This window comes from Cedecea neteri (assembly GCF_000757825.1).
In the GTDB taxonomy this organism is placed as follows: Bacteria; Pseudomonadota; Gammaproteobacteria; order Enterobacterales; family Enterobacteriaceae; genus Cedecea; species Cedecea selenatireducens.
In genome coordinates this window covers 1725908-1748235 of the sequence record NZ_CP009451.1, presented here as the reverse complement: position 1 = coordinate 1748235, position 22328 = coordinate 1725908, and the positions used below count along the sequence as shown (strand labels likewise).

The following is a 22328-nucleotide window of genomic DNA, read 5'->3' as shown; positions in this document are numbered from 1 at the left end:
GCTATCGGGCCAAACCGTAATATTCGCCTCGTTCCCGACGGGGAACAAAACGCGGAGCGGTAGTTCAGTCGGTTAGAATACCTGCCTGTCACGCAGGGGGTCGCGGGTTCGAGTCCCGTCCGTTCCGCCACAATTCAGAAAGCCTGAGTCAGCAATGATTCAGGCTTTCGTCGTTTCTGCTTTCTGAAAAATGCCTTTTCACCCCCGCGCTGATATCGCGCGAGGGCTGGCTGAAGTAACCTCTAGTGCCTGCTGGCTAACGCCACGCCAATCAAAATGGTCGCAATCCCGATGATGTGGAAAAGATGCAGCGTTTCGCCCAGAAACACCAGCGACAACACCACGCCGAAGACAGGGATCAGGTGAATGCTCAGCCCGGCCCGTGCGGCACCCACGGCTTCCACGCAGCGTCCGTAAAGCAGGTATGAAACAAAAGAAGGGAATGCGCCGAGGAAGATAACCGCTGAAATCGTCATCGTATTCCAGTGAGGAACCGCGCCGGTGCTCATCTCATGCAGCCACAGCGGCAGCGTCACGATAAGCGCGATAGCCACCTGAACGCCCAGCAGCCCCATTCGGCTGATATCGGAAGGTATTTTACGGATCCACAGCGTATAAAGCGCAAAGCAGGCCATGGCCGCCAGCAGCATCAGGTCACCCGATGAAAACGCCATCTGCATCAGCCCGTGAATATCGCCCTTAAAGATAATAAACAGCACGCCGCAGCAGGAAATCGCCAGTCCCACAACCTGCTTCACGCTGAGCTTGTGGCCGAAGAACAGCGCGCCAAACAGCATAATCAGCACCGGAATACAGGAGTTGAGCAACAGCGCGTTGGTGCTGGACGTATGGTGCAGGCCGATATACACCAGCAGGCTAAAGCAGACGATGCCGGTCACCGACACCGCGATAATCCAGCCCAGGTATTCCCGGTAGCGACGAAAATCTCTTTTAATATAAGGCAAGGCAAACGGCAGGATCACTATCAGCGCAACCAGCCAGCGCATAAAGGTCAGCCCAACCGGCGGAATGTCGTTGCGAACGGCTTTGCCGACGATGTAATTACATGCCCAAAGCAGCGGCGGGATGGTGAACAGGAGCAATACATACCAGGCCGACGGCTTAGGGGGGGCAGCCTCAGTGGCCAACTTCTTACTGCTGAGCAAGGGAATCTCCTTTGACACGGGATTTTGCTGGAAAGGGCGAAGGGAGAATATATTACTCCCTGCGGAGCCAGCCGTCGTCGTGGAGAAGAAAAAGAGTATGTCGAGAATGTAAAGAGGCCTGAATCCCTGAGGATTCAGGCCGGTATTTTTACTCTTTTGAAGTGGCTACGCGGCCGGTAAAAGCGCTCGCACCGGCAACTTTTTCGCTGCGTGCCAGCCAGCGGTAGCAGCTCAGGCCGAGGAACACGCCGATAAACCAGCTGAAGTTGGCGACTTCATGCAGCGAAGGAATAAAGCTGATGGTCAGGCAAACCGCGACCGACGGCACCAGGGCGATAATCGCCTTCGGGTTAAAGCCATTGCTGTACCAGTAGCGGCCTTTTGGCGTGTCGTTGAACAGATCGTCGACGTGGATTTTTCCACCCTTAACGAGGTAGAAGTCCGCGATCAGGATGCCGAACAGTGGCCCAATAAATGAACCTAAAACATCCAGCGTGTAATGAATCAGCTCCGGGGACTGGAACAGGTTCCACGGCGTCAGCAGCACGGATCCCACGGCGGCGATCATCCCACCTGCACGGAAGCTGATCTTCTGCGGCGAACAGTTAGAGAAGTCGAACGCCGGGGAGACAAAGTTCGCCACGATATTGATCCCGATAGTGGCGGTGATCATTGTCAGCAGGCCAATGGCCATCGCCAGGCTGTTGCCGATATGGCTGACGGTTTCGATAGGATCGGTGATCATCTTGCCGAACAGAGACTGGGTGCCGGACACGATAACTACCGTCACAATAGAGAACAGCAGGAAGTTAAACGGCAGGCCCCAGCGGTTACCGCGGCGGATCTCTTTCATGCTTTTTCCGTAGCGAGAGAAATCGCCGAAGTTAAGCAGCGGGCCGGAGAAATAGGACACGACCAGCGCGGTGGCGGTGATCATCTGCCACACCTGCTCGCCGGAGCTGAGCTGCTTGCTCGCTAAAGTGAAGGAGATCCCATCGAACCCGGTCTGATAAAGGATCCAGCCGGCCAGCGCCATCATCACGATGTAAACCGCAGGGCCTGCGATATCAATAAAGCGCTTAATGGCGTTCATACCGTGCCAGAACACCATCGCCTGCAGCACCCACATAATACCGAAGCAAATCCAGCCGAGCTGAGACAGACCGAGGAAGCTCACGCCGGTCATTGGGGCAAGCGTCGGCCAGAACTTCAGCAGCACCAGCATTAATGCGTTAGCGGCCAGATAAGTTTGTATCCCGTACCAGGCGAAGGCGATAAGCCCGCGGATCACCGCTGGAATATTCGCGCCAAAGACGCCGAAGGCCTGACGGCAAATCACCGCATAAGGCACGCCCGCCATCTGGCTAGGTTTTGCCACCAGGTTGGCGCACAGCTGCACGATACAGATCCCCGCCAGAAGGCAAATCAGCACCTGCCAGCTGGCAAGCCCGAGGGTAAAAAAGCTGGCTGCGACCACATAGCCGCCCATGCTGTGTACATCAGACATCCAAAACGAAAAAATATTATACCAGGACCAAGTCTGGTGGCGGGTTGGGGCCAGGTCATCGTTGCACAGGCGCGGGCTGTAGCCGGCGTGGGCACTCTCTTTCATGGCTGTGGCGTTGTTCTCTATACCTGGCATGGGATCTGCTCCTATAAAACAGAAGGTGGATTATGTCTGCCATAGGTATTGCAGGAACCAGGCCAGGTTTGCATTTCTTGTATTCAATTATCAATGATATTGTATACAAAATGAGGGTGCCTGATGCTAACAGGAGTAGTGGATGAAACGTGATTTCGGGGTCACAGCCCCAGCAGAACTGCATGATAAAGAAGCCGTTATCTGGCAATCGCTGATGACGGCGATGGTTGAACACCAGCTGCCGCCGGGCAGTAAACTGCCGGAAGAAGCGCTGGCAGACGTTTTTGGCATCAGCCGAACCGGGATCCGCAAAGTCTTAACGCGCCTCGCAACGGTGCAAATGATCACCATGCTGCCCGGACGTGGTGCATTTGTGGCCATGCCGGACGTAGAAGAATCGAAAGCGATCTTCCAGACCCGGGCGGTGCTTGAATGCGCCAACCTGCCGCATGTGCTTGAACATCTCCAGGCCCCGCATCTCGTCGCGTTACGTAAAATTATCCAGCAGGAAGAAAAAGCCCATCGCGATGGCGACGGGCCTGCGGCAATTCGGTTCTCCGCGGCGTTCCATATCCAGCTGCAGGCTATTTCCGGCAACGCCGTGCTGACTGAAATGGTCACCAGCCTGACGCACCGTTCATCGCTGGTTATCGCCGCGTGGGGCGCGCCATGGCAGCGTGGCTGCCGCTGCGACGATCACGAAAATCTTATCGAACTGCTGCGTAACAAAGCGCTTGAGCCGCTCACCGTCGCCATGCAGCACCACTTCGAACATATTGTTTCCAGCCTGCATTTTGAGCGCAGCGGTGAAACCACCCCAGACTTCGCCCGCATCTTCGGCACCCGACAGGAATAACCATGCAGCAGCCTATTATTCAAGTGATCAACCCCAACACCAGCCAGGCGATGACGCACACTATTGCTGAAGCCGCCCGCAGCGTTGCCGCACCCGGCACGCAGATCCTCGCCAGCTGTCCGGAGCAGGGCTTGGAGTCAATTGAAGGGCATTTCGATGAAGCCATCGCGGCCATCGGCGTACTTGAACAAATTAAGCAGGGCAAAGCGCAGGGGGCGAACGGGCACGTGATCGCCTGCTTTGGCGATCCGGGTTTGCTGGCGGCACGTGAGATAGCCAGCGGGCCGGTAATTGGTATTGCCGAAGCTGCCATGCATATGGCGACGATGGTGGCGACTCGCTTCTCGATTGTTACCACGCTGCCGCGCACGGTGATCATTGCCCGTCACTTAGTGCATCAATACGGTTTTGAACATCATTGCGCCGCGCTGCACGCTATCGATCTCCCTGTTCTGGCGCTGGAAGACGGTACAGGCCTGGCTCAGCGCCTGGTGCGTGAACGCTGCATTCAGGCCAAAAAAGAAGATAACAGCGGGGCGATCGTGCTGGGTTGCGGCGGGATGGCGAATCTGGCAAAAGAGCTGACTGAGGAAATCGGTATCCCGGTTATCGACGGCGTGACCGCTGCGGTGAAGCTGGTGGAGTCCCTGGTGGCGCTGGGCATCGGCACCAGTAAATTTGGTGACCTCGCTTACCCGAACAAAAAGCCGCTTTCGGGCTCTTTTGCTCGTCTGAGTTAAGGTTGAAGGAGAGAATCATGCCATCAGAAGAAAAAGCTACGCGCTATCCTTTTACCGAAAACTACCCGCGTGACCTTGCCGGTTATGCCGGTAATCCTCCCCATGCGCAGTGGCCAGGCGGCGCGCGTATTGCGGTTCAGTTTGTGCTCAACTTTGAAGAAGGCGCTGAAAACCACGTCCTGCACGGCGACAGCGGCTCAGAACAGTTTCTCTCCGATATCATCGGCGCGGCCAGTTTTCCCGATCGCCATATGTCGATGGACTCTCTTTATGAATATGGTTCGCGGGCGGGCTTCTGGCGTATCCATAATGAATTCCAGAAGCGCGGCCTGCCTTTGACGGTGTTTGGCGTGGCGATGGCGCTGGCCCGCAACCCGGAAATTGTCTCCGCGATCAAAGCCGCAGATTACGACGTTGTCAGCCACGGCTGGCGCTGGATCCATTATCAGAATATGGACGCTGCCACCGAGCGGCAGCACCTGCATCAGGCGATGGAAATTCTGGCAGATCTGTTTGGCTCCCGCCCGCTGGGCTGGTACACCGGGCGCGACAGCCCGAATACCCGCCGGCTGGTGGTAGAGCACGGCGGCATTCTGTACGACAGCGACTACTATGGCGACGATCTGCCTTTCTGGAGCAAAGTCACCTGCGAAGACGGCCGCGTCAAACCCCATCTTATTGTGCCGTACACGCTGGACACCAATGACATGCGCTTCGCCACCGCTCAAGGCTTTAACACCGCCGAGCAGTTCTATACCTATCTGAAGGACAGCTTCGACGTGCTGTATGAAGAAGGTGAAACGGCGCCGAAGATGATGTCCATCGGCATGCACTGTCGTCTGCTAGGCCGGCCGGGCCGTTTCCGGGCGTTGCAGCGTTTCCTGGACTATGTGCAGCAGCATGAAGGCGTGTGGATTTGCAGAAGGCAGGATATTGCCGAGCATTGGGTGAAGATGCATCCTTATGCCGAGTAAGACGCTTCTTGGTGTTGTTTCTTGTTTCTTTTGTTGGGCTGGTTAAAGTTCCGTTCACTTCCAGTTCTGTTTTACATGTCATCACCGATACCGTGAACGACTCGGGGAAGTCACCGTCACTTCCCCGAGACCCCGGACTCCCGGCAGCTCAACCCCGCCTGAGCTGGGTCATAACCGGGGGCGATGAGAGCCGGGGGCAAATCTTCCCCTCACCCCAGCCCTCTCCCCAAAGGGGCGAGGGAGAAAACAAAAGCTATGGGAAACATTGTTTTTTCCCTCTCCCTTCCAGGGAGAGGGTTAGGGTGAGGGTAAAAATAAGAAGCGGGGCTCGGTTCTGGCTTAAATCGCCTCAGTTTTCTCAGCCGAGCCAGAGCCGAAAGTGAACGGAACTTAGCTGTTTCGGCATAGGTCCGGGACTTTGTGACGAAGAAACAGCTGTCACCCCATTAAACTCACATGCGCCGCTACAATCTTCCAGCCCGACGAAAACTTTACCCAGGTCTGCATCTGGCGGCCGACTTTATCGCTGCCTTCACGCGTAAACTCGGTGCTTGCCACCGCCAGCTCGTCGCTGAATGTCGTAATAACGGTATTTCTCAGCTGGCGATCCAGCCCTTTTGGGGAGCGCCCGTTGCGGAAGGCGCGTATCTGATCGATACCGTAAAGGTTTTCCGTCGCACCGTAGCGCACGGTGCGGGCATCTTCCCAAAACAGCTCATCCAGCACGGCAACGTCGTTGGTGATGAGCGCCTGCTCATAGCGATAAAATGCCTCGGTGACTTCGTTCAGAATGGCCGGACGGTCAATATTATCTCGCATCATTTAGCTTACCTTCGTCTGTAAAATACCCTGAACTTCCAGGCGCCGTGCGGCCTGCAAACAAATGTCCTCCCGCCACGGGGCGGCAATCAGCTGCACGCCAATCGGTAATCCGCTCGCGGTGACCAGCGGGGCGCTCACCACCGGCAGCCCGAGGAACGAAATCGGCTGCGTCAGGATCCCCATACTGGCCTTAACCGGGATCTCCTGCCCGTTGATATTCATGGTTTGCTGCCCGATAAGCGTGGCGCTGCAGGGCGTGGCGGGCGCGATAAGCACATCAAAACGATCAAATAACGGCAGCGTACGCTCGAGGAACCAGGCGCGGAAGCGTTGAGCCTGGGTGTACCAGGCTGACGGTGTCATTGCCCCGGCCAGAAGGCGTTCGCGTGAATTGGGTTCGAAGCGCTCGGGGCTGGCACGTAACGCAGGCAGATACTGGTTTCCGGCTTCTGCCGCGGTCAGTAAAAAGGCCGCCGAGCGCGCGAGTTCGGCTTCCGGCATGGAGGCATGTTCCGTTGCCTGCAACGCTTTGGCTACCCGGCTAACCGCCTCTTTGGCGTCTTCGTCGCACCAGCGTTCAAAAAAGCCGTCCAGCACCGCGACGCGAAGAGGCATATCACGCTCAAGCGTCGCATAAACCGGCTCAATTGTACGGGAAGACTGGAAAGGATCGCTGCCGTCGTAGCCTTGCAGCGCATCGTAAACCGCCGCGACATCTTCCACGCTACGTGCCAGCGGGCCAATATGATCGAGGCTGGCAACAAAGGGATGGCTGCCGCCGCGCGACAGGCGGCCAAAGGTAGGTTTCAGGCCAACAAGGCCGCAAAGTGACGACGGGACACGGATCGAGCCGTTGGTGTCGGTGCCGAGGGTAAAATTGACCATCCCGGCAGCGACGGCGGCGGCCGAACCGCCGGAAGAGCCGCCCGCAATGCGTGCAAGATCGTGCGGGTTTTTGGTTGCGCCGTAATGGCTGTTTTCCGTAGTGAAGCCGTAGGCGTAGGCATCCATATTCACCGCGCCGCTCAGCATAGCGCCTGCTTTTTGTAGCTGAGTTATGGCGAAGGCATCGGCCGTGGCAGCGGGCTCTGCGGCAAACAGCTCGGCACCGGAAAGGGTAGTCAGCCCTTTAATGTCGAAGATATTTTTTACCGCGTAAGGCACGCCCGCCAAAGCGGGAAGCGCGCTGCCGCTGGCAATCAGCCTGTCGACCGACGCGGCTTCTTCCAGCAGGCGACACTGGGTCACCTCGGTAAAGGCGTTAATTTGCGGGTTCTGCTGCTCAATCCCGGCCAGCGTTTGTTGGGCAAGCTCGGTTGCCGAAAAGGTTTTGTCCCGCAATCCCTGATGAGTCTGGCGTATAGAAAGGGCGGTCATAGTGAATAGACTCCAGCGGTTTCCTGACGATCGGGCAGCGGAAATGCCATCAGCGGCTCCGCCATGGCCGCAATGCGCGCCAGCTGAAACTCCAGCTCTTTCCGGCGTTCGTCGGTCAGCGGTACGGCGAGCAGTTGCTCCATAAGCGCAATGTAGTTCTGCCAGTCAAAAGAAGGTTGATTCATCAGTATGTTCCTCAAAAACCTGCGGCGCTGCCGTTGCTGCGCGGATCCCACGCACCTTCAAGCATGCCATTAGTGTGCCTGACGATGGCGCCAGCGTGGCCGACGACTTCGCTGAATGCGGGCAGCGTTTCTACCTCGTGGCCCAGGGCCTGGAGTTCGGTAAAGGTGTCGGGGCTGAAGCGGCTTTCAAGCTTAAGGCTGTCGGAAGCCTGCCCCCAGGTACGGCCCAGCAGCCAGCGCGGCGCGGAGATCGCCTCCTGCAGGTTGATGCCCTGCAGCACGTAGCGGGTAAATATCGTTGCCTGAGTCTGCGGCTGCCCGTCGCCGCCCATCGAGCCGTAAACCAGCGTTCTGCCGTCGGCGAGCCTTGCCGCCGCCGGGTTCAGTGTATGGAACGGTTTTTTGCCCGGAGCCAGCGCCAGCAAATGGTTTGGGTCCAGGCTGAAAGACGCGCCTCTGTTTTGCCAAAGCACGCCGCTTTTTGGCAGCACAACGCCGCTGCCAAACTCGTGATAGATACTTTGAATAAACGACACGGCCAGACCGTTACTGTCGATAACGCCCATCCAGACCGTGTCACCGGGGCCTTTGCCTTTGCCCCACGGCGCGGCGTTTTTGTCGTCTATTTGCCCGGCAAGCCGATCGAGTGAGTCGGCATCCAACAGGTTCTGTATTGAGGTAGTGATATGGCGCGGATCGGTGATATGTACGTCGCGCAGCGCAAAGGCCTTTTTGGTCGCTTCAACGATGCGATGCACGGTTTGCGCTTCGGTCGCATTCGCCATCGGCAGCCGGTCAGTGATACCCAGGATCGCCAGGGAAACCAGGCCTTGAGTGGGAGGCGCGAGATTGAAAACCTCACCTGCCTGATGCTCAAGCCGCAGCGGCTTCGTGCGCGTTGCCCGGTGCTCAGCGAGATCGGCTGCGGTAATCGGCAGCCCCAGCTCGGCCAGCTCTTCGGCAATAACCGAGGCCAGCGGGCCGCGATAAAAACTGTCCAGGCCTTCCTGCGTCATACGCGTCAGGGTTGCCGCTAGCCGGGGCTGCGTGAACCGGCTGCCGGTCGCCGGAACTTCGCCGTGCTGCAGGAAAGTGTCAGCAAAACCCGGCACATCGACCAGCTCGGCATATTTGCTTTGCGTCGCGTGTGATTGAGACGCTGTGACCGGGATCCCGTCTGCCGCATAGCGAATGGCATCGGCCATCAGGCGCGAAAGAGGCAACTGCCCGCCGCCAATCTCCGATGAAACTTTCAGGGCTTCTGCCCAGCCGCTGACGGTGCCGGGCACGGTCAATGCTGCCCGGGTGCCGCGATGGGGAATCGCTTTTTCTCCCCGGTAGAAATCCAGTGACGCCAACGAACCGGCGGCGCCGCTGGCGTCGATGGCGACAGGTTCGCCCTCCGGGGGAACAATCAGCCAGAATCCGTCGCCACCGATGCCGTTCATATGCGGGTAAACGACCGCGATGGTGGCGGCCGCAGCGACCATTGCTTCAATGGCATCGCCGCCGTGACGCAGCACGGACAGCGCGCTTTCAGAGGCCAGATGATGGGGCGCAACCGCCATGCCACCGGGGGCCATATTGCTTTGCATGTTTTTCTTCTCTTGCAGGAATTCCGCTCGGGTAGGGAAGTCAGAAGCAAGAGATGTTCCAGGTTGACGAAGATTGTTTCACTGTGTCAGGCTTTGATGAAACAAAAGTTACAGGAGTCAGCATGAAACAGTTAGACGAGCGGCTGCGGGCTTCATGGGCGCTCTTTTCCCCGCAGGAGCAGCGCGTGGCGTCGTTCATCGTTGACCATTTTGATGACCTGATCAGCTACAACAGCGCGGAGCTGGCGCGGCTTTCCGGCGTCTCCAAGGCCACCGTGAGCCGATTGTTTAAGCGGCTGGGCTACGAGCGCTACAAAGATATGCGTGAGGAGCTGCGTACCCTGCGCCAGAGCGGCATGCCGCTGACCGAAAACCGTGACGCGGTGCAGGGCAACACGCTGCTGGCACGCCATTACAAGCAGGAAATGGCCAACCTCACCCAGCTGGTGAATCAGCTGGAAGCCAGCCCGTTTGCTGAAGTGGTCAATGCGCTTGTTAACGGTAAACGCATATTTATCATCGGGATGCGAAACTCCTGGCCGGTCGCGATGCACCTGCGCCAGCAGCTTTTACAGGTGCGCAGCGGCGTGTCGTTGCTGCCGCAGCCGGGGCAGACGCTGGCGGAAGAGCTGGTTGATATTGGCCCGGAAGATTGCGTGGTCACCGTGGCGTTTCGCCGCAGGCCGCGCATTATCAAGCCGCTGCTCGCCGGCCTGCAGCAGCGCGGTATACCGCTGGTGGTGCTGAGTGAGTCAGCTTCGTCGGGGCTGGCGACTTATTCACGCTGGCATCTCAGCGCGCCGCTCGACAGCGTTTCGGCCTTTGACAGCTACAGCAGCGCCATGAGCCTGGTGAATTTACTGGCTAACGCGGTGCTGCATGAATCATTGACCAGCGGACGTCAGCGTATCCATAATATCGCTGAATTGTATACAGAGCTGGACGAGCTCGAACAACGTTAACGCCCCTCGCTGGTGCAGATGCACATTTCGGGTGAGCCAGAATAGTTCATCGTTTTATCCAACCCTGTTTTTCCGCGCTGGCCATGACGCCGCCAGCCGGAAAAAAATTTGCCTGCGGCTGGCACATTAGTTGCAAAAGAGGCTTATAAGAATCTTTTGTTTCAATCTCAGACTCAAGGAATCGTCATGTTTGATATTCAGCATTTCCCCCAGATCAATCCGCCGCACCGTTTACTGATGGGGCCAGGCCCGATCAACGCCGATCCTCGAGTGCTTCGCGCCATGGCGAGCCAGCTTATCGGCCAGTATGACCCGGTGATGACGGGCTACATGAATGAGGTGATGGTGCTGTATCGCGAGCTTTTCCGCACGGAAAACAAATGGACGATGCTGGTGGACGGCACCTCCCGCGCCGGGATTGAAGCCATTTTGCTGTCGGCTATCCGTCCCGGAGACAAAGTCCTCGTGCCGGTCTTTGGCCGTTTTGGTCATCTGCTGTGTGAGATTGCCCGCCGCTGCCGCGCCGAAGTGCACACCATTGAAGTGCCGTGGGGCGAGGTCTTCAGCCCGCAGCAAATTGAAGACGCCATTAAAGCGGTAAAGCCCCGCCTGCTGCTGACCGTGCAGGGCGACACCTCCACCACGATGCTCCAACCGCTGGCCGAACTGGGTGAGATCTGCCGCCGCCACGGCGTGCTGTTTTACACCGACGCCACGGCGTCGTTTGGCGGGAACGAATTGCTTACCGATGCGTGGGGGCTTGATGCCGTTTCTGCCGGGCTGCAAAAGTGCCTCGGCGGTCCGTCAGGCAGCTCCCCCATCACGCTTAGCCCGCAGATGGAAGAAGCCATTCGTCGCCGCAAATGCGTAGAGGAAGGCATTCGCACCGCGGCCCATCAGGACGGTGACGAAGAGATGATCTACTCCAATTATTTCGATCTTGGCATGGTCATGGACTACTGGGGACCAGAACGTCTGAACCACCACACCGAAGCCACCAGTATGCTGTTTGCCGCCCGCGAGTGCGCCCGCGTCATTCTGGAAGAAGGCCTGGACGCCGGTATTGCCCGTCACGAACTGCACGGCAGGGCGATGGTGGCGGGGATCCAGGGCATGGGGCTGGAAACCTTCGGCAACCTTGAGCACAAGATGAACAACGTCCTCGGCGTAACAATCCCGACTCAGGTTCACGGCGAAGAGGTTCGCAAGCTCTTGCTGGAAGACTTCCACATCGAGATCGGCACTTCCTTCGGCCCGCTGCAGGGCAAAATCTGGCGCATTGGTACCATGGGCTATAACGCCCGTAAAGACTGCGTGCTGCAAACGCTTACCGCGCTGGAAGCGGTGCTTAACCACCTTGGATTTAAAACCGTGCAGGGTGAAGCCATGCAGGCGGCCTGGAACGTCTACGCGCAAGGTGCTCGCTAATGGCCGCGCCGCTTATGGACGGGAATTATGCGCAGGTTGCCGCCCAGCGCGTCATGGACAGGGCTGACCAGCTGGCGGCCATCAGCGAAAGCGCAGGGCAGCTGACCCGGGTTTACCTTTCCGTGCAGCATCTGCGGGCGAATCAGCTGGTGGCAGGCTGGATGGAACAACTCGGCATGACGACCTGGCAGGATGCGGTCGGCAATATTTGCGGGCGTTACGAGGGCAGACAAGACGGCGCGAAGGCCGTTTTGCTAGGTTCTCATCTTGATACGGTTCGCAACGCCGGGCGCTACGACGGTATGCTCGGCGTGTTGTGCGCGCTGGAAGTTGTCGCCTGGCTGCATCAGAACGATCTGCAGCTTGAACAAGCCATCGAAATCGTTGGTTTTGGTGATGAAGAGGGAACCCGCTTCGGCATCACGTTACTGGGCAGCCGGGGGCTAACCGGCAGCTGGCCGGAAGGCTGGCTGAGCCGTGAAGATGCCAGCGGCGTCAGCGTGGCACAGGCCATGACCCTTGCCGGGCTGGATCCCTCGCGAATTGCCAGCGCGGAGCGGCCGAAAAGCGATTTTACCGCTTACCTGGAGCTGCACATCGAGCAGGGCCCGGTGCTGGAAGAAGAAGGCCTGGCGCTGGGCGTAGTGACGGCGATTAACGGCGCGCGCCGCCTGAACTGTAGCTTTACCGGCCACGCGGGCCATGCGGGGACGGTCCCTATGGCGCTACGTAAAGATGCCCTGGCCGCCGCCGCCGAATGGATGACCTTTATTGAGTCGACAACGCGTCACCACGGCCCCGATGAGGTCGCCACCGTGGGGACGTTAAGCTGTGCGCCAGGCGCGGTGAACGTTATTCCCGGCGACGTTCAACTTACGCTGGATATTCGCAGCCCGCGTGATGAAAGCCTGGTGAGTTTATTGGGCCAGCTTCTCGCCGAAGGAGAGGCCATTGCGGCCCGGCGCGGCATGCGGTTTAGTGCGGAAGAATATTACGCTATTTCGGCTACGCCTTGTGATGAAACGCTGCGGGCGACGTTAATGCAGGCGGTGAGCGAAGTTCAGGGGCGCAGTCTTTCACTGCCTAGCGGCGCAGGGCACGACGCGATTGCCATTGCTGAACGCTGGCCGAGCGCGATGCTGTTCGTTCGCTGCGAGAAGGGGATCAGCCATCATCCGGCGGAATCCGTGGTTGAAGGCGATGTGGCGCTTGCCGTTCAGGCTTTTACTCGCGCCGTTACGCTGTTGGCTGACAAATAAAAAACCGGCCTGAATGGGCCGGTTTGTACCTCACTACAGGCTGAAGGGATCGGCGTCCTGCCACGCCGGGAATTTTTCCCGATATTCGCGCAGCGCAATCAGCGAAAGGTCGGCATCGAGCCTTGCCGCCTGGTGCGGCTCGGCGCTGGCAAGGATCTCGCCCTGTGGGCTGATAATCCGGCTGTCGCCCCGGTAATGGTGGCCGTTGCCGTCGGTGCCTACGCGGTTACAGCCCGCGACATAAGCCTGATTCTCAATAGCGCGCGCCTGCAGCAGGCTTTGCCAGTGCAGCGAGCGCGGCGCTGGCCAGTTGGCGACGTAAAGCGCCAGGTCATAATCGTTGCGGTTACGTGACCACACCGGGAAGCGCAGGTCGTAGCAAACCAGCGGTAAAATACGCCAGCCTCGCCACTCAATAATCACGCGTTCTTCGCCGGCCTGGTAATGGTGATGCTCATCCGCCATGCGGAACAGGTGGCGCTTATCGTAGAAATGCACTTTGCCGTCCGGCTGAACCAGCAGGAAACGGTTTACCGGCCCACGTTCGGTTTGTAACGCGGCGCTGCCGGCGATCATCGCCTGGGTTTGCTGAGCTTTGAACTGCATCCAGTCAATCACTTCCTGTTCCGGCATCGACTGCACGGCGGCTTCCATCGCAAAGCCGGTGGTGAACATTTCAGGCAGAATAATCAAGTTACGCCCGCGCACGTCCTCCAGCAGTACATCGAAGTGACGCAGGTTTGCGGCACCGTCCATCCAGACGAGCGGTTGTTGCAGAACGGAAACTTTCAGACCAGACACAATCGGCAGCCTCTTAGCGGAATATTTCTTTCACTGTAGCACGAGAAAACGCGTTTTTGTTGGCAATAAAAAACCCCGCTTTCGCGGGGTTAATGGTTAAGCGGCTTCAACCTTTCTGTGCTTTTCCGGCACTTTCACCGGCTGTGTTGCCAGCGCCTCCGGATCAAACTCATCCACGTTAATGCTGCGCAGGCGGCTTGCTTCGGCTTTGGTCAGAATCGCGGCCTCATCGGCGGTGATTTTGCCTTCAGCCAGCAGCTGTTTAGCCAGCTCATCCAGGCGAGTGAACGGCAGATTACGCTTCAGCTCTTTACAGACGCGCTGGTGAATCGGCTCGGCGGCCATAATATCCAGCAGCGCGGATTCCAGCAGGCCAGCAGGGTTGTGCTCGCTCGGCGTCAGGTACTGACCACGGCCAATACGCGAACGGGTTGCGGACGGCACCTGCAGGATTTTCGCCAGCTTGTGGTCCAGCACGTCAGACGGTGCTTCGTAACGGCGGCCCAGCGGGAAGATAACCAGACGCAGCGTCCCGGCAACAAAGCGGTTCGGGAAGTTGCGCAGCAGGTCATCAATCGCCTGTTCAGCCTGATACAGCGCATCCTGCACGCCCCAGTGCACCAGCGGCAGATCGGCTTCGTTACGGCCTTCATCTTCGTAGCGCTTCAGCACCGCAGTAGCCAGATACAGCTGGCTCAGCACATCGCCCAGGCGAGCGGAGATACGCTCCCGACGCTTCAGGCTGCCGCCCAGCACGGCCATGGAGACGTCCGACAGCAGCGCAAGGTTTGCGCTCAGGCGGTTGATGTACTGGTAGTAGCGTTTGGTTGCGTCGCGGGTTGGCGTGCTGCTGCCGAGGCCGTTGGTCAGGCCCAGCCACAGGCTGCGCATTTTGTTGCTGCCCACGTGGCCGATGTGTTTAAACAGCAGCTTATCGAAGGCGTTTACGTCGTTATTCTGCGCGGCGGCCATCTCTTCCAGCACGTATGGATGGCAGCGAATTGCCCCCTGGCCGAAGATTATCATGCTGCGGGTCAGAATGTTGGCGCCTTCAACGGTGATGGCAATCGGCGCGCCCTGGTAAGCACGGGCCACGAAGTTACCGTCGCCGAGCATAATGCCTTTCCCGCCAACGATATCCATCGCATCAAGAATGGCGCGCTGGCCGCGATGGGTACAGTGGTACTTCACAATGGCTGACAGCACAGCAGGCTTCTCGCCGAGCACGATGCCGTAGGTAATCAAAGATGCGGCTGCATCCATCACGTAGGCGTTACCGGCGATGCGCGCCAGAGGCTCTTCAATCCCTTCCATTTTACCGATAGAGATTTTGAACTGGCGGCGGATGTGAGCGTAAGCGCCGGTCGCCATTGCTACGGATTTCAGGCCGCCGGTGGCGTTGGACGGCAGGGTAATACCGCGCCCCACGGACAGACATTCAACCAGCATGCGCCAGCCCTGGCCGGCCATTTTCGGGCCGCCGATAATAAAGTCGATAGGTACAAAGATGTCTTGCCCACGGGTTGGACCGTTTTGGAACGGCACGTTCAGCGGGAAGTGGCGTTTGCCGATCTCCACACCCGGGGTATGGGTTGGGATCAGCGCACAGGTAATGCCGAGGTCTTCCTCGCCGCCGAGCAGGCGTTTCGGGTCAGACAGTTTAAACGCCAGGCCCAGCACGGTAGCGATAGGCGCCAGCGTGATATAGCGTTTGTTCCAGGTCAGGCGCATACCGAGCACCTGCTCGCCCTGCCATTCGCCCATGCAAACCACGCCGCTATCAGGGATAGCACCGGCGTCAGAGCCGGCTTCCGGGCTGGTCAGCGCGAAGCAAGGGATCTCCTGGCCGCGCGCCAGGCGTGGCAGGTAGTGATCTTTTTGCTCTTCGGTACCGTAATGCTGCAGCAGTTCGCCCGGGCCTAAGGAGTTAGGCACGCCGACGGTAATCGCCAGGATCCCGGAAACGCCGGACAGTTTTTGCAGCACGCGAGCCTGAGCATAGGCGGAGAACTCGAGGCCGCCGTACTCTTTCTTGATGATCATCGCGAAGAAGCGATGTTCTTTCAGGTAGGCCCACAGTTCAGGAGGCAGATCGGCCAGCTCATGGGTTATCTGGAAGTCGTTCGCCATGCGGCACGCTTCTTCAACCGGGCCATCAATAAACGCCTGTTCCTCTTCGGTCAGCTTTGGCTGCGGGTAGTTATGCAGTTTTTGCCAGTCAGGTTTGCCGCGGAACAGATCGCCTTCCCACCAGGTCGTCCCGGCGTCGATAGCTTCTTTTTCGGTACGGGACATCGGCGGCATCACTTTACGGAAGCCACGGAAGACCGGCGCGGAGATCAGCGCTTTACGCAGTGGAGTGACTAGCAGCGGCACCAGAATCACCGCCAGCGGAACCAGCACCCAGAACGACCAGATGCCGGCGAAGCCCAGCGCGGCGGTCCAGGCCAGCAGGATCACGCTGCTAAGCAGTAGATTTGCCTGGTGATAGAACAGCACACCCAGCAGAACAACGGTAAGGACAATACTTAAAATCAACATAAAGAAAGCTCCCTTGCTTGTAGGAGGTCTGACCACTTGAGATGTATTGGTTGTAGTGGATGTTGCTTTCTTTAGCAATGTGTTTACAAAATAATTACAACCTCGCTCACATTGTTGCCGCCCATCAAGGGAAAACCCCGGCTAAACACGCGGGGTTACGCTTCTCGCTTTCGGCGCTATCCGGTACACTGCCGGATGTGAAATTCATCCCAACCTCAAGGACCTCCTCATGTACCAGGATCTTATTCGTAGTGAGCTAAATGAAGCGGCGGAAACGCTGACTAACTTCCTTAAGGACGAAGCCAATATTCATGCCATTCAGCGCGCAGCGGTGCTGCTGGCAGACAGTTTCAAAGCGGGCGGCAAAGTACTGTCCTGCGGGAACGGTGGCTCACACTGCGATGCTATGCACTTTGCGGAAGAGTTAACCGGCCGCTATCGTGAAAACCGCCCGGGCTACCCGGCGATCGCGATTTCAGACGTGAGCCACATCTCCTGCGTCAGTAACGATTTCGGCTACGACCACGTGTTCTCTCGCTACGTTGAGGCCGTGGGCCGCGAAGGCGACGTGCTGCTGGGGATCTCCACTTCCGGTAACTCAGGCAACATCATCAAAGCTATCGAAGCTGCTCGTGCGAAAGGCATGAAAGTCATCACCCTGACCGGGAAAGACGGCGGTAAAATGGCCGGTACGGCAGACATCGAAATTCGCGTGCCGCACTTCGGCTATGCGGATCGCATTCAGGAAATTCACATCAAAGTGATCCACATCCTGATTCAGTTAATCGAAAAAGAAATGGTTAAAGCTTAGCCCGAAATGTCCTCTGCTCTTTCCGGGCAGAGGCATTCGTTGTGGGAGAGAAAAGATGTGCGAACTGCTCGGGATGAGTGCCAACGTACCGACGGATATCTGCTTTAGTTTTACCGGACTGGTGCAGCGCGGGGGCGGAACTGGTCCCCATAAAGACGGCTGGGGTATTACCTTCTATGAAGGGAAAGGCTGTCGCACTTTTAAAGATCCGCAGCCGAGCTTCAACTCGCCCATCGCCCGTCTCGTCCAGGACTACCCGATTAAATCCTGCTCGGTTATCGCGCACATTCGCCAGGCTAATCGTGGCAAGGTCGCGCTGGAAAATACCCATCCGTTTACCCGCGAGCTTTGGGGTCGTAACTGGACCTATGCCCATAACGGGCAGCTGAAAGGCTACCGCTCGTTGGATACAGGGGCGTTTCGTCCGATTGGTGAAACCGACAGCGAGCAGGCGTTTTGCTGGCTGCTGCATAAGCTCACGCAGCGCTACCCGCGCACGCCGGGCAATATGGAAGCGGTATTCCGTTACATTACTGAACTGGGTGCGGAGCTGAGAGAGAAGGGCGTGTTTAACATGCTGCTGTCGGACGGGCGTTACGTGATGGCGTTCTGCTCGACAAACCTGTTCTGGATCACGCGCAGAGCGCCTTTCGGCGTGGCTAAACTGCTGGATCAGGATATGGAAATCGACTTTCAGGCAGAGACCACACCGAACGATGTGGTCACGGTCATTGCCACTCAGCCGCTCACCGCCAACGAAACCTGGCACAAAATTGAGCCAGGCAAGTCGGCGTTATTTTGCCTCGGTGAGCTTATAGTTTGAAGCCAGCTGCGGCTGAACCGGCGTCATCACGGCAGGTTTGCTGATGACGTAGTTCCCGCTGACCACGGCCACGCCCGGCGGCTGATGGTTGGCCGCGAAGTAGTCATAGCCAGGCTTCAGCTCTTTCCAGAAGTTGATGTAGGTGGAGTACTTGTGGCGTTCCATGTTGGCGTCGGTCATGCGGAACGGGAAAATACTCACCTGAACGCGCGGCTGGCCGAACACTAAAGCGCCGGTCACAAACTGGAAAATTTCGTCGATGCCGGAGTCGGTCATGGCGTAGCAGCCAATCGACACGCAGGCACCGTGAATCATCAGGTATTTCCCTTCATAGCCGTGAGCGCGGTCAAAATCGTTCGGGAAGCCAATATTAATGGCTTTATAGAAACGGCTGTCCGGTTTTAGCTGACTGCGATCAACGCTATAAAACCCTTCCGGGCTTTTAAAATCGCCCTGGCGCTGTTTTGGTCCCAGGCCGCCGGAATAGTTACAGATGCGATAGCTATTGAGCAGCTGATACTGCTCGCCCATCTTCACCCACAGTTCCAGGGTGCGCTCTTCTTTAAAGATTTGAATATAAACCGGGGAGCCCATGAGCTGCTGTCTGCTGTCTTTGCCGACAGGGGCGGCGACACCGCTGCTATTAAGCAGGCTGGCGAAAGAGAAAAACGGCATAGAGAGCATCGCAATAATCAGTGCGATCTTACGCATACTGCTTGATTCCTTGATAAACCTGCAACTAACAGCCAGGACGGCTAAAGGGACCCGAAATCAGAAAAATCTGTACAGGATTGCGCTCACATTAGCATTGTGGTTGATTTTCGCAAGTTCCAGACTGGGGCGTTTACACATTTTATTGGAATCAATTGGAGTTTTAGCGCCAGGTCACTTTTTGCCGATCGTCATGTCGCTTGCTTTTATGTTCTGGCCGCTCCACGGCGATTTCCCCATATCGAAAATAAGCTGTATACTTATCCAGTGTTATTTTTCTGGTTGAGTGAGCATGCGCAAAATCATTCATGTCGATATGGACTGCTTTTTTGCCGCCGTTGAGATGCGTGATAATCCGGCCCTGCGCGATATCCCGCTGGCGATTGGTGGCAGCGCCCAGCGGCGAGGCGTGATCAGCACGGCGAATTACCCTGCCAGAAAATACGGCGTGCGCAGCGCGATGTCGACCGCGATGGCGCTAAAACTCTGCCCGCACCTCACTCTGCTGCCGGGCCGGTTCGACGCCTATAAAGAAGCCTCCAACCATATTCGTGAAATTTTCTCCCGCTATACCCCGCTCATTGAGCCTCTGTCGCTGGATGAAGCTTATCTGGACGTCACCCACTGCGGCCATTGCCAGGGCTCGGCGACGTTAATTGCCCGTGATATTCGGCAGGCTATTTCCGACGAGCTAAACCTGACCGCCTCGGCGGGCATTGCGCCGATCAAGTTTCTGGCGAAGATTGCCTCCGATCTCAATAAACCGAACGGCCAGTTCGTGATTACGCCCGAACAGGTGCCTGACTTTTTAGCGACGCTGCCGTTAGGGAAGATCCCCGGCGTTGGCAAAGTGACGGTAGCAAAGCTGGAAACGCTCGGGCTGCGAACCTGTGCCGACGTGCAAAATGCCGACCTGGCGATGCTGTTAAAGCGCTTCGGCAAATTTGGTCGGGTGCTTTGGGAGCGCAGCCAGGGGATTGATGAGCGGGAAATCAGTAACGATCGCCAGAGAAAGTCGGTTGGCGTGGAGCGTACGCTGGCGGAAGATATTCACGAGTGGCACGAATGCGAAGAGATTATCGAGCGCCTGTACCCGGAGCTTGAGCGGCGGCTGTCCAAAGAACGCGCCGACCTGCGCATCGCCCGCCAGGGCATCAAGCTCAAATTTAACGATTTCCAGCTGACGACCCAGGAACACGTCTGGCCGAAGCTGAATAAAGAAGACTTGATCGCCACCGCCCGCAAAACGTGGGCAGAACGAAGGGGAGGGCGAGGTGTTCGGCTGGTGGGGCTGCACGTGACCCTGCTCGACCCGCAGCTGGAAAGGCAGCTGTTGCTGGGGCTGTAGGGCGAAGAAAATCCCCTCTCCCTTTTAGGGAGAGGGTTAGGGTGAGGGTAAAAATTACTTCGCCGGAATCGCCTTCAGCAGCTCGGTCAGCAGCGTCCAGTACTGGCCAACGCTCTCAATGTGAACCTGCTCGTCCGGGGAGTGTGGGCCGGTAATGGTTGGCCCGATGGAAACCATATCCATCTCCGGGTAAGGTTTTTTGAACAGACCGCATTCCAGACCGGCGTGGATAACCATAATGTTCGGGGTTTTGTTGAACAGCTTCTGGTAAGTCTCACGCACCAGACCCATCACCGGAGAGTTCGCATCCGGCTGCCAGCCAGGGTAGCTGCCTTTCGCCACGGTTTTCGCTCCGGCCAGCTCACCCAGTGATTCCAGCACGCTAACCACGTAGTCTTTACCGGAGTCGATCAGGGAGCGAATCAGGCAGATGATTTCTGCACTGTCGTCGCTCATGGTCACGACGCCCGCGTTCAGGGACGTCTCAACCACGCCTTTCACCGCGTCGGAATTACGGATCACGCCGTTTGGCGTGGCGTTCAGCAGGTGCAGGAAGGTGTCGCGAGTTTTAGCGGTCAGCGCCTGTTTGTCGGAGCTTGTGGCTTCCACCAGCACGGTGATGTTCTTCTCTACCGCAGACAGTTCGTTTTTCAGAACTGCGAGGTAGTCGTTAGCCGCAGACTTCAGCTCAGCGGCTTTCGCGGCTGGTACAGCCAGCGTGGCGAAGGCTTCACGCGGGATTGCGTTACGCAGGGTGCCGCCGTTCAGGTCAAGCAGGCGAGCATCCAGTTCCGCAGCGTGAGCAAGCAGGAAGCGAGCCAGCAGCTTGTTGGCGTTACCCAGGCCCAGGTGGATATCTGCCCCGGAGTGGCCGCCCTTCAGCCCTTTAATAGTCAGCTTGATGGTTTCAAAACCGGCTGGAACCGCTTCACGCTGCAGCGGCAGCGTAGTGATGAAATCGATGCCGCCCGCGCAGCCCATGTAGATCTCACCTTCCGTTTCGGAGTCGGTGTTGATCAGGATATCTGCCTGCATCCAGCCAGCCTGCAGGCCAAACGCGCCGTCCATGCCGGCTTCTTCGGTCATGGTCAGCAGCACTTCCAGCGGGCCATGCTCTACAGAGTCGTCAGCCAGCACCGCCAGCGCGGACGCCATGCCAATGCCGTTGTCCGCACCCAGAGTGGTGCCACGCGCTTTGACCCACTCGCCGTCGATGTACGGCTGGATTGGATCTTTGGCGAAGTCGTGCACGGTATCGTTATTCTTCTGCGGCACCATATCGAGGTGCGCCTGAAGCGCCACAGGTTTGCGGTTTTCCATGCCTGGAGTGGCTGGCTTGCGAAGCAGGATGTTACCCACCTGGTCGCGCTCTACGTGCAGGCCTTTTTCTTTTGCCCAGGACAGGATGTGTTCCGCCAGCGCTTCTTCGTGATAGGACGGGTGCGGAATAGAACAGATTTTGGCAAAAATATCCCACAGCGGCTGTGGAGATAATTGAGACAATTCAGACACGTTGAGTCTCCCTGGAGTCATTTTTTTGGCTTACCGGTCACGTTTTAGGCCGGGTTCATTTACACCACAAGCACGGCTTGCGCGATGTCCTGAGAATACCACTTTCTTTTGTTGCGTGAAGGTTGAATAAGAGCAAAATCGGCTGCCAATAGCCCGCAGCACTGGTTTTTAGTGCGCCAGATCTCTATAATCTCGCGCAACCAAAACCCCTTCGAATACTTTTTAAGCCGTTATTTACAGGCCGGGATACTTCACATGAGCGAAAAATACGTCGTCACCTGGGACATGTTGCAGATTCACGCCCGCAAACTGGCTCAGCGTCTGCTACCAGCCGAACAGTGGAAAGGCATTATTGCCGTTAGCCGTGGTGGCCTGGTGCCGGGCGCGCTGCTGGCTCGTGAACTGGGTATTCGCCATGTTGATACCGTTTGCATCTCCAGCTACGACCACGACAACCAGCGTGAGCTGACCGTGCTGAAGCGTGCGGAAGGCGACGGTGAAGGTTTCATCGTGATTGATGACCTGGTGGATACTGGCGGTACCGCAGTGGCGATTCGCGAAATGTATCCGAAAGCTCATTTCGTCACCATCTTCGCCAAACCAGCCGGTCAGCCGCTGGTGGACGATTACGTGATTGATATCCCGCAGGACACCTGGATTGAGCAGCCGTGGGATATGGGCGTGGTGTTCGTGCCGCCGTTGGCCGGCCGTTAATCCCCTTAAATTTGCATTGATTTACGCCCGGCACTGCCGGGCGTTTGTGTTATTTAGGCCG

General features: G+C 57.5%; 20 protein-coding genes and 1 tRNA gene. 11 read left to right on the top strand and 10 right to left on the bottom strand.

All coding sequences use genetic code 11. The annotated features are described in order from the left end of the window. The first annotated feature begins 53 nt into the window (after window positions 1-53). Window positions 54-130 (top strand) — tRNA-Asp (locus JT31_RS07990). 112 nt (window positions 131-242) lie between these two features. Here the strand turns inward: JT31_RS07990 and JT31_RS07985 are convergent. Beyond that, complete coding sequence (locus JT31_RS07985; protein WP_052048987.1) at window positions 243-1166, bottom strand: DMT family transporter; 924 nt, start codon at window positions 1164-1166, stop codon at window positions 243-245. A gap of 148 nt (window positions 1167-1314) precedes the next feature. After that, on the bottom strand, window positions 1315-2808 hold the full coding sequence (locus JT31_RS07980; RefSeq protein ID WP_038475364.1) for an NCS1 family nucleobase:cation symporter-1: 1494 nt from the start codon (window positions 2806-2808) through the stop codon (window positions 1315-1317). A gap of 142 nt (window positions 2809-2950) precedes the next feature. On the opposite strand from JT31_RS07980, the gene JT31_RS07975 reads away from it, so the two are divergent. The 3 genes from JT31_RS07975 to puuE are packed head-to-tail and all read left to right on the top strand — an operon-like array spanning window position 2951 to window position 5378. Beyond that, entirely contained in the window at window positions 2951-3664 is a 714-nt protein-coding gene (locus JT31_RS07975; RefSeq protein ID WP_038475361.1) for a GntR family transcriptional regulator, read from the top strand. Window positions 3665-3666: 2 nt separating this feature from the next. Then, on the top strand, window positions 3667-4404 hold the full coding sequence (gene hpxA / locus JT31_RS07970; protein ID WP_038475359.1) for an allantoin racemase: 738 nt from the start codon (window positions 3667-3669) through the stop codon (window positions 4402-4404). A 17-nt stretch (window positions 4405-4421) separates the two neighbouring features. Further along, window positions 4422-5378 (top strand): allantoinase PuuE, encoded by a 957-nt coding sequence (gene puuE, locus JT31_RS07965; protein WP_038475357.1) that lies wholly within the window; start codon window positions 4422-4424, stop codon window positions 5376-5378. A gap of 438 nt (window positions 5379-5816) precedes the next feature. Here puuE and hpxZ read toward each other — a convergent pair whose 3' ends face one another. Genes hpxZ through JT31_RS07945 form a run of 4 tightly spaced genes read right to left on the bottom strand, consistent with a single transcriptional unit; the run spans window position 5817 to window position 9357 of the window. Beyond that, window positions 5817-6200 (bottom strand): oxalurate catabolism protein HpxZ, encoded by a 384-nt coding sequence (gene hpxZ, locus JT31_RS07960; RefSeq protein WP_038475355.1) that lies wholly within the window; start codon window positions 6198-6200, stop codon window positions 5817-5819. After that, on the bottom strand, window positions 6201-7577 hold the full coding sequence (locus JT31_RS07955; RefSeq protein ID WP_038475353.1) for an AtzE family amidohydrolase: 1377 nt from the start codon (window positions 7575-7577) through the stop codon (window positions 6201-6203). Beyond that, window positions 7574-7762, bottom strand: coding sequence for an oxalurate catabolism protein HpxX (hpxX, locus tag JT31_RS07950; RefSeq protein WP_038475350.1), 189 nt, complete (start codon window positions 7760-7762; stop codon window positions 7574-7576). The genes JT31_RS07955 and hpxX overlap by 4 nt, the downstream gene beginning before the upstream one ends. An 11-nt stretch (window positions 7763-7773) precedes the next feature. Next, the gene (locus JT31_RS07945) at window positions 7774-9357 is read right to left on the bottom strand and encodes a gamma-glutamyltransferase family protein (protein ID WP_038475348.1); all 1584 of its coding nucleotides are present in this window, start codon (window positions 9355-9357) and stop codon (window positions 7774-7776) included. A 122-nt stretch (window positions 9358-9479) separates the two neighbouring features. Here JT31_RS07945 and JT31_RS07940 point away from each other — a divergent pair, with 122 nt between their 5' ends. From JT31_RS07940 to hpxK, 3 genes are all read left to right on the top strand, one after another. Further along, complete coding sequence (locus JT31_RS07940) at window positions 9480-10319, top strand: MurR/RpiR family transcriptional regulator (RefSeq protein ID WP_038475346.1); 840 nt, start codon at window positions 9480-9482, stop codon at window positions 10317-10319. Window positions 10320-10505: 186 nt separating this feature from the next. After that, on the top strand, window positions 10506-11747 hold the full coding sequence (locus JT31_RS07935) for a pyridoxal-phosphate-dependent aminotransferase family protein (RefSeq protein WP_038475344.1): 1242 nt from the start codon (window positions 10506-10508) through the stop codon (window positions 11745-11747). Then, entirely contained in the window at window positions 11747-13006 is a 1260-nt protein-coding gene (gene hpxK / locus JT31_RS07930; protein ID WP_081948175.1) for an allantoate amidohydrolase, read from the top strand. Before JT31_RS07935 ends, hpxK begins: the two co-directional genes overlap by 1 nt. Before the next feature lie 33 nt (window positions 13007-13039). Here the strand turns inward: hpxK and JT31_RS07925 are convergent, their stop codons facing one another. Together JT31_RS07925 and fadE are read right to left on the bottom strand one after the other, a co-directional pair. Continuing rightward, entirely contained in the window at window positions 13040-13807 is a 768-nt protein-coding gene (locus tag JT31_RS07925; RefSeq protein ID WP_038475342.1) for an amidohydrolase, read from the bottom strand. Window positions 13808-13903: 96 nt separating this feature from the next. Further along, a complete protein-coding gene (fadE, locus tag JT31_RS07920; protein WP_038475340.1) occupies window positions 13904-16348 on the bottom strand; it encodes an acyl-CoA dehydrogenase FadE in 2445 nt (814 codons plus the stop codon). A 229-nt stretch (window positions 16349-16577) separates the two neighbouring features. Here fadE and lpcA point away from each other — a divergent pair, with 229 nt between their 5' ends. Continuing rightward, on the top strand, window positions 16578-17159 hold the full coding sequence (gene lpcA / locus JT31_RS07915) for a D-sedoheptulose 7-phosphate isomerase (RefSeq protein WP_038475337.1): 582 nt from the start codon (window positions 16578-16580) through the stop codon (window positions 17157-17159). A 55-nt stretch (window positions 17160-17214) separates the two neighbouring features. After that, on the top strand, window positions 17215-17982 hold the full coding sequence (locus JT31_RS07910; RefSeq protein ID WP_038475335.1) for a class II glutamine amidotransferase: 768 nt from the start codon (window positions 17215-17217) through the stop codon (window positions 17980-17982). Here JT31_RS07910 and dpaA read toward each other — a convergent pair. Next, window positions 17953-18693, bottom strand: coding sequence for a peptidoglycan meso-diaminopimelic acid protein amidase (dpaA, locus tag JT31_RS07905; RefSeq protein ID WP_038475333.1), 741 nt, complete (start codon window positions 18691-18693; stop codon window positions 17953-17955). The two genes, JT31_RS07910 and dpaA, sit on opposite strands and share 30 nt — an antisense overlap. 292 nt (window positions 18694-18985) lie before the next feature. Between dpaA and dinB the strand changes: the two genes are divergently transcribed. Further along, on the top strand, window positions 18986-20041 hold the full coding sequence (dinB, locus tag JT31_RS07900; protein WP_038475330.1) for a DNA polymerase IV: 1056 nt from the start codon (window positions 18986-18988) through the stop codon (window positions 20039-20041). 54 nt (window positions 20042-20095) lie between these two features. Here dinB and pepD read toward each other — a convergent pair whose 3' ends face one another. Further along, complete coding sequence (gene pepD / locus JT31_RS07895; protein WP_038475328.1) at window positions 20096-21553, bottom strand: beta-Ala-His dipeptidase; 1458 nt, start codon at window positions 21551-21553, stop codon at window positions 20096-20098. Window positions 21554-21808: 255 nt separating this feature from the next. On the opposite strand from pepD, the gene gpt reads away from it, so the two are divergent. After that, window positions 21809-22267 (top strand): xanthine phosphoribosyltransferase, encoded by a 459-nt coding sequence (gene gpt, locus JT31_RS07890; RefSeq protein WP_008457349.1) that lies wholly within the window; start codon window positions 21809-21811, stop codon window positions 22265-22267. Window positions 22268-22328 lie beyond the last annotated feature (61 nt).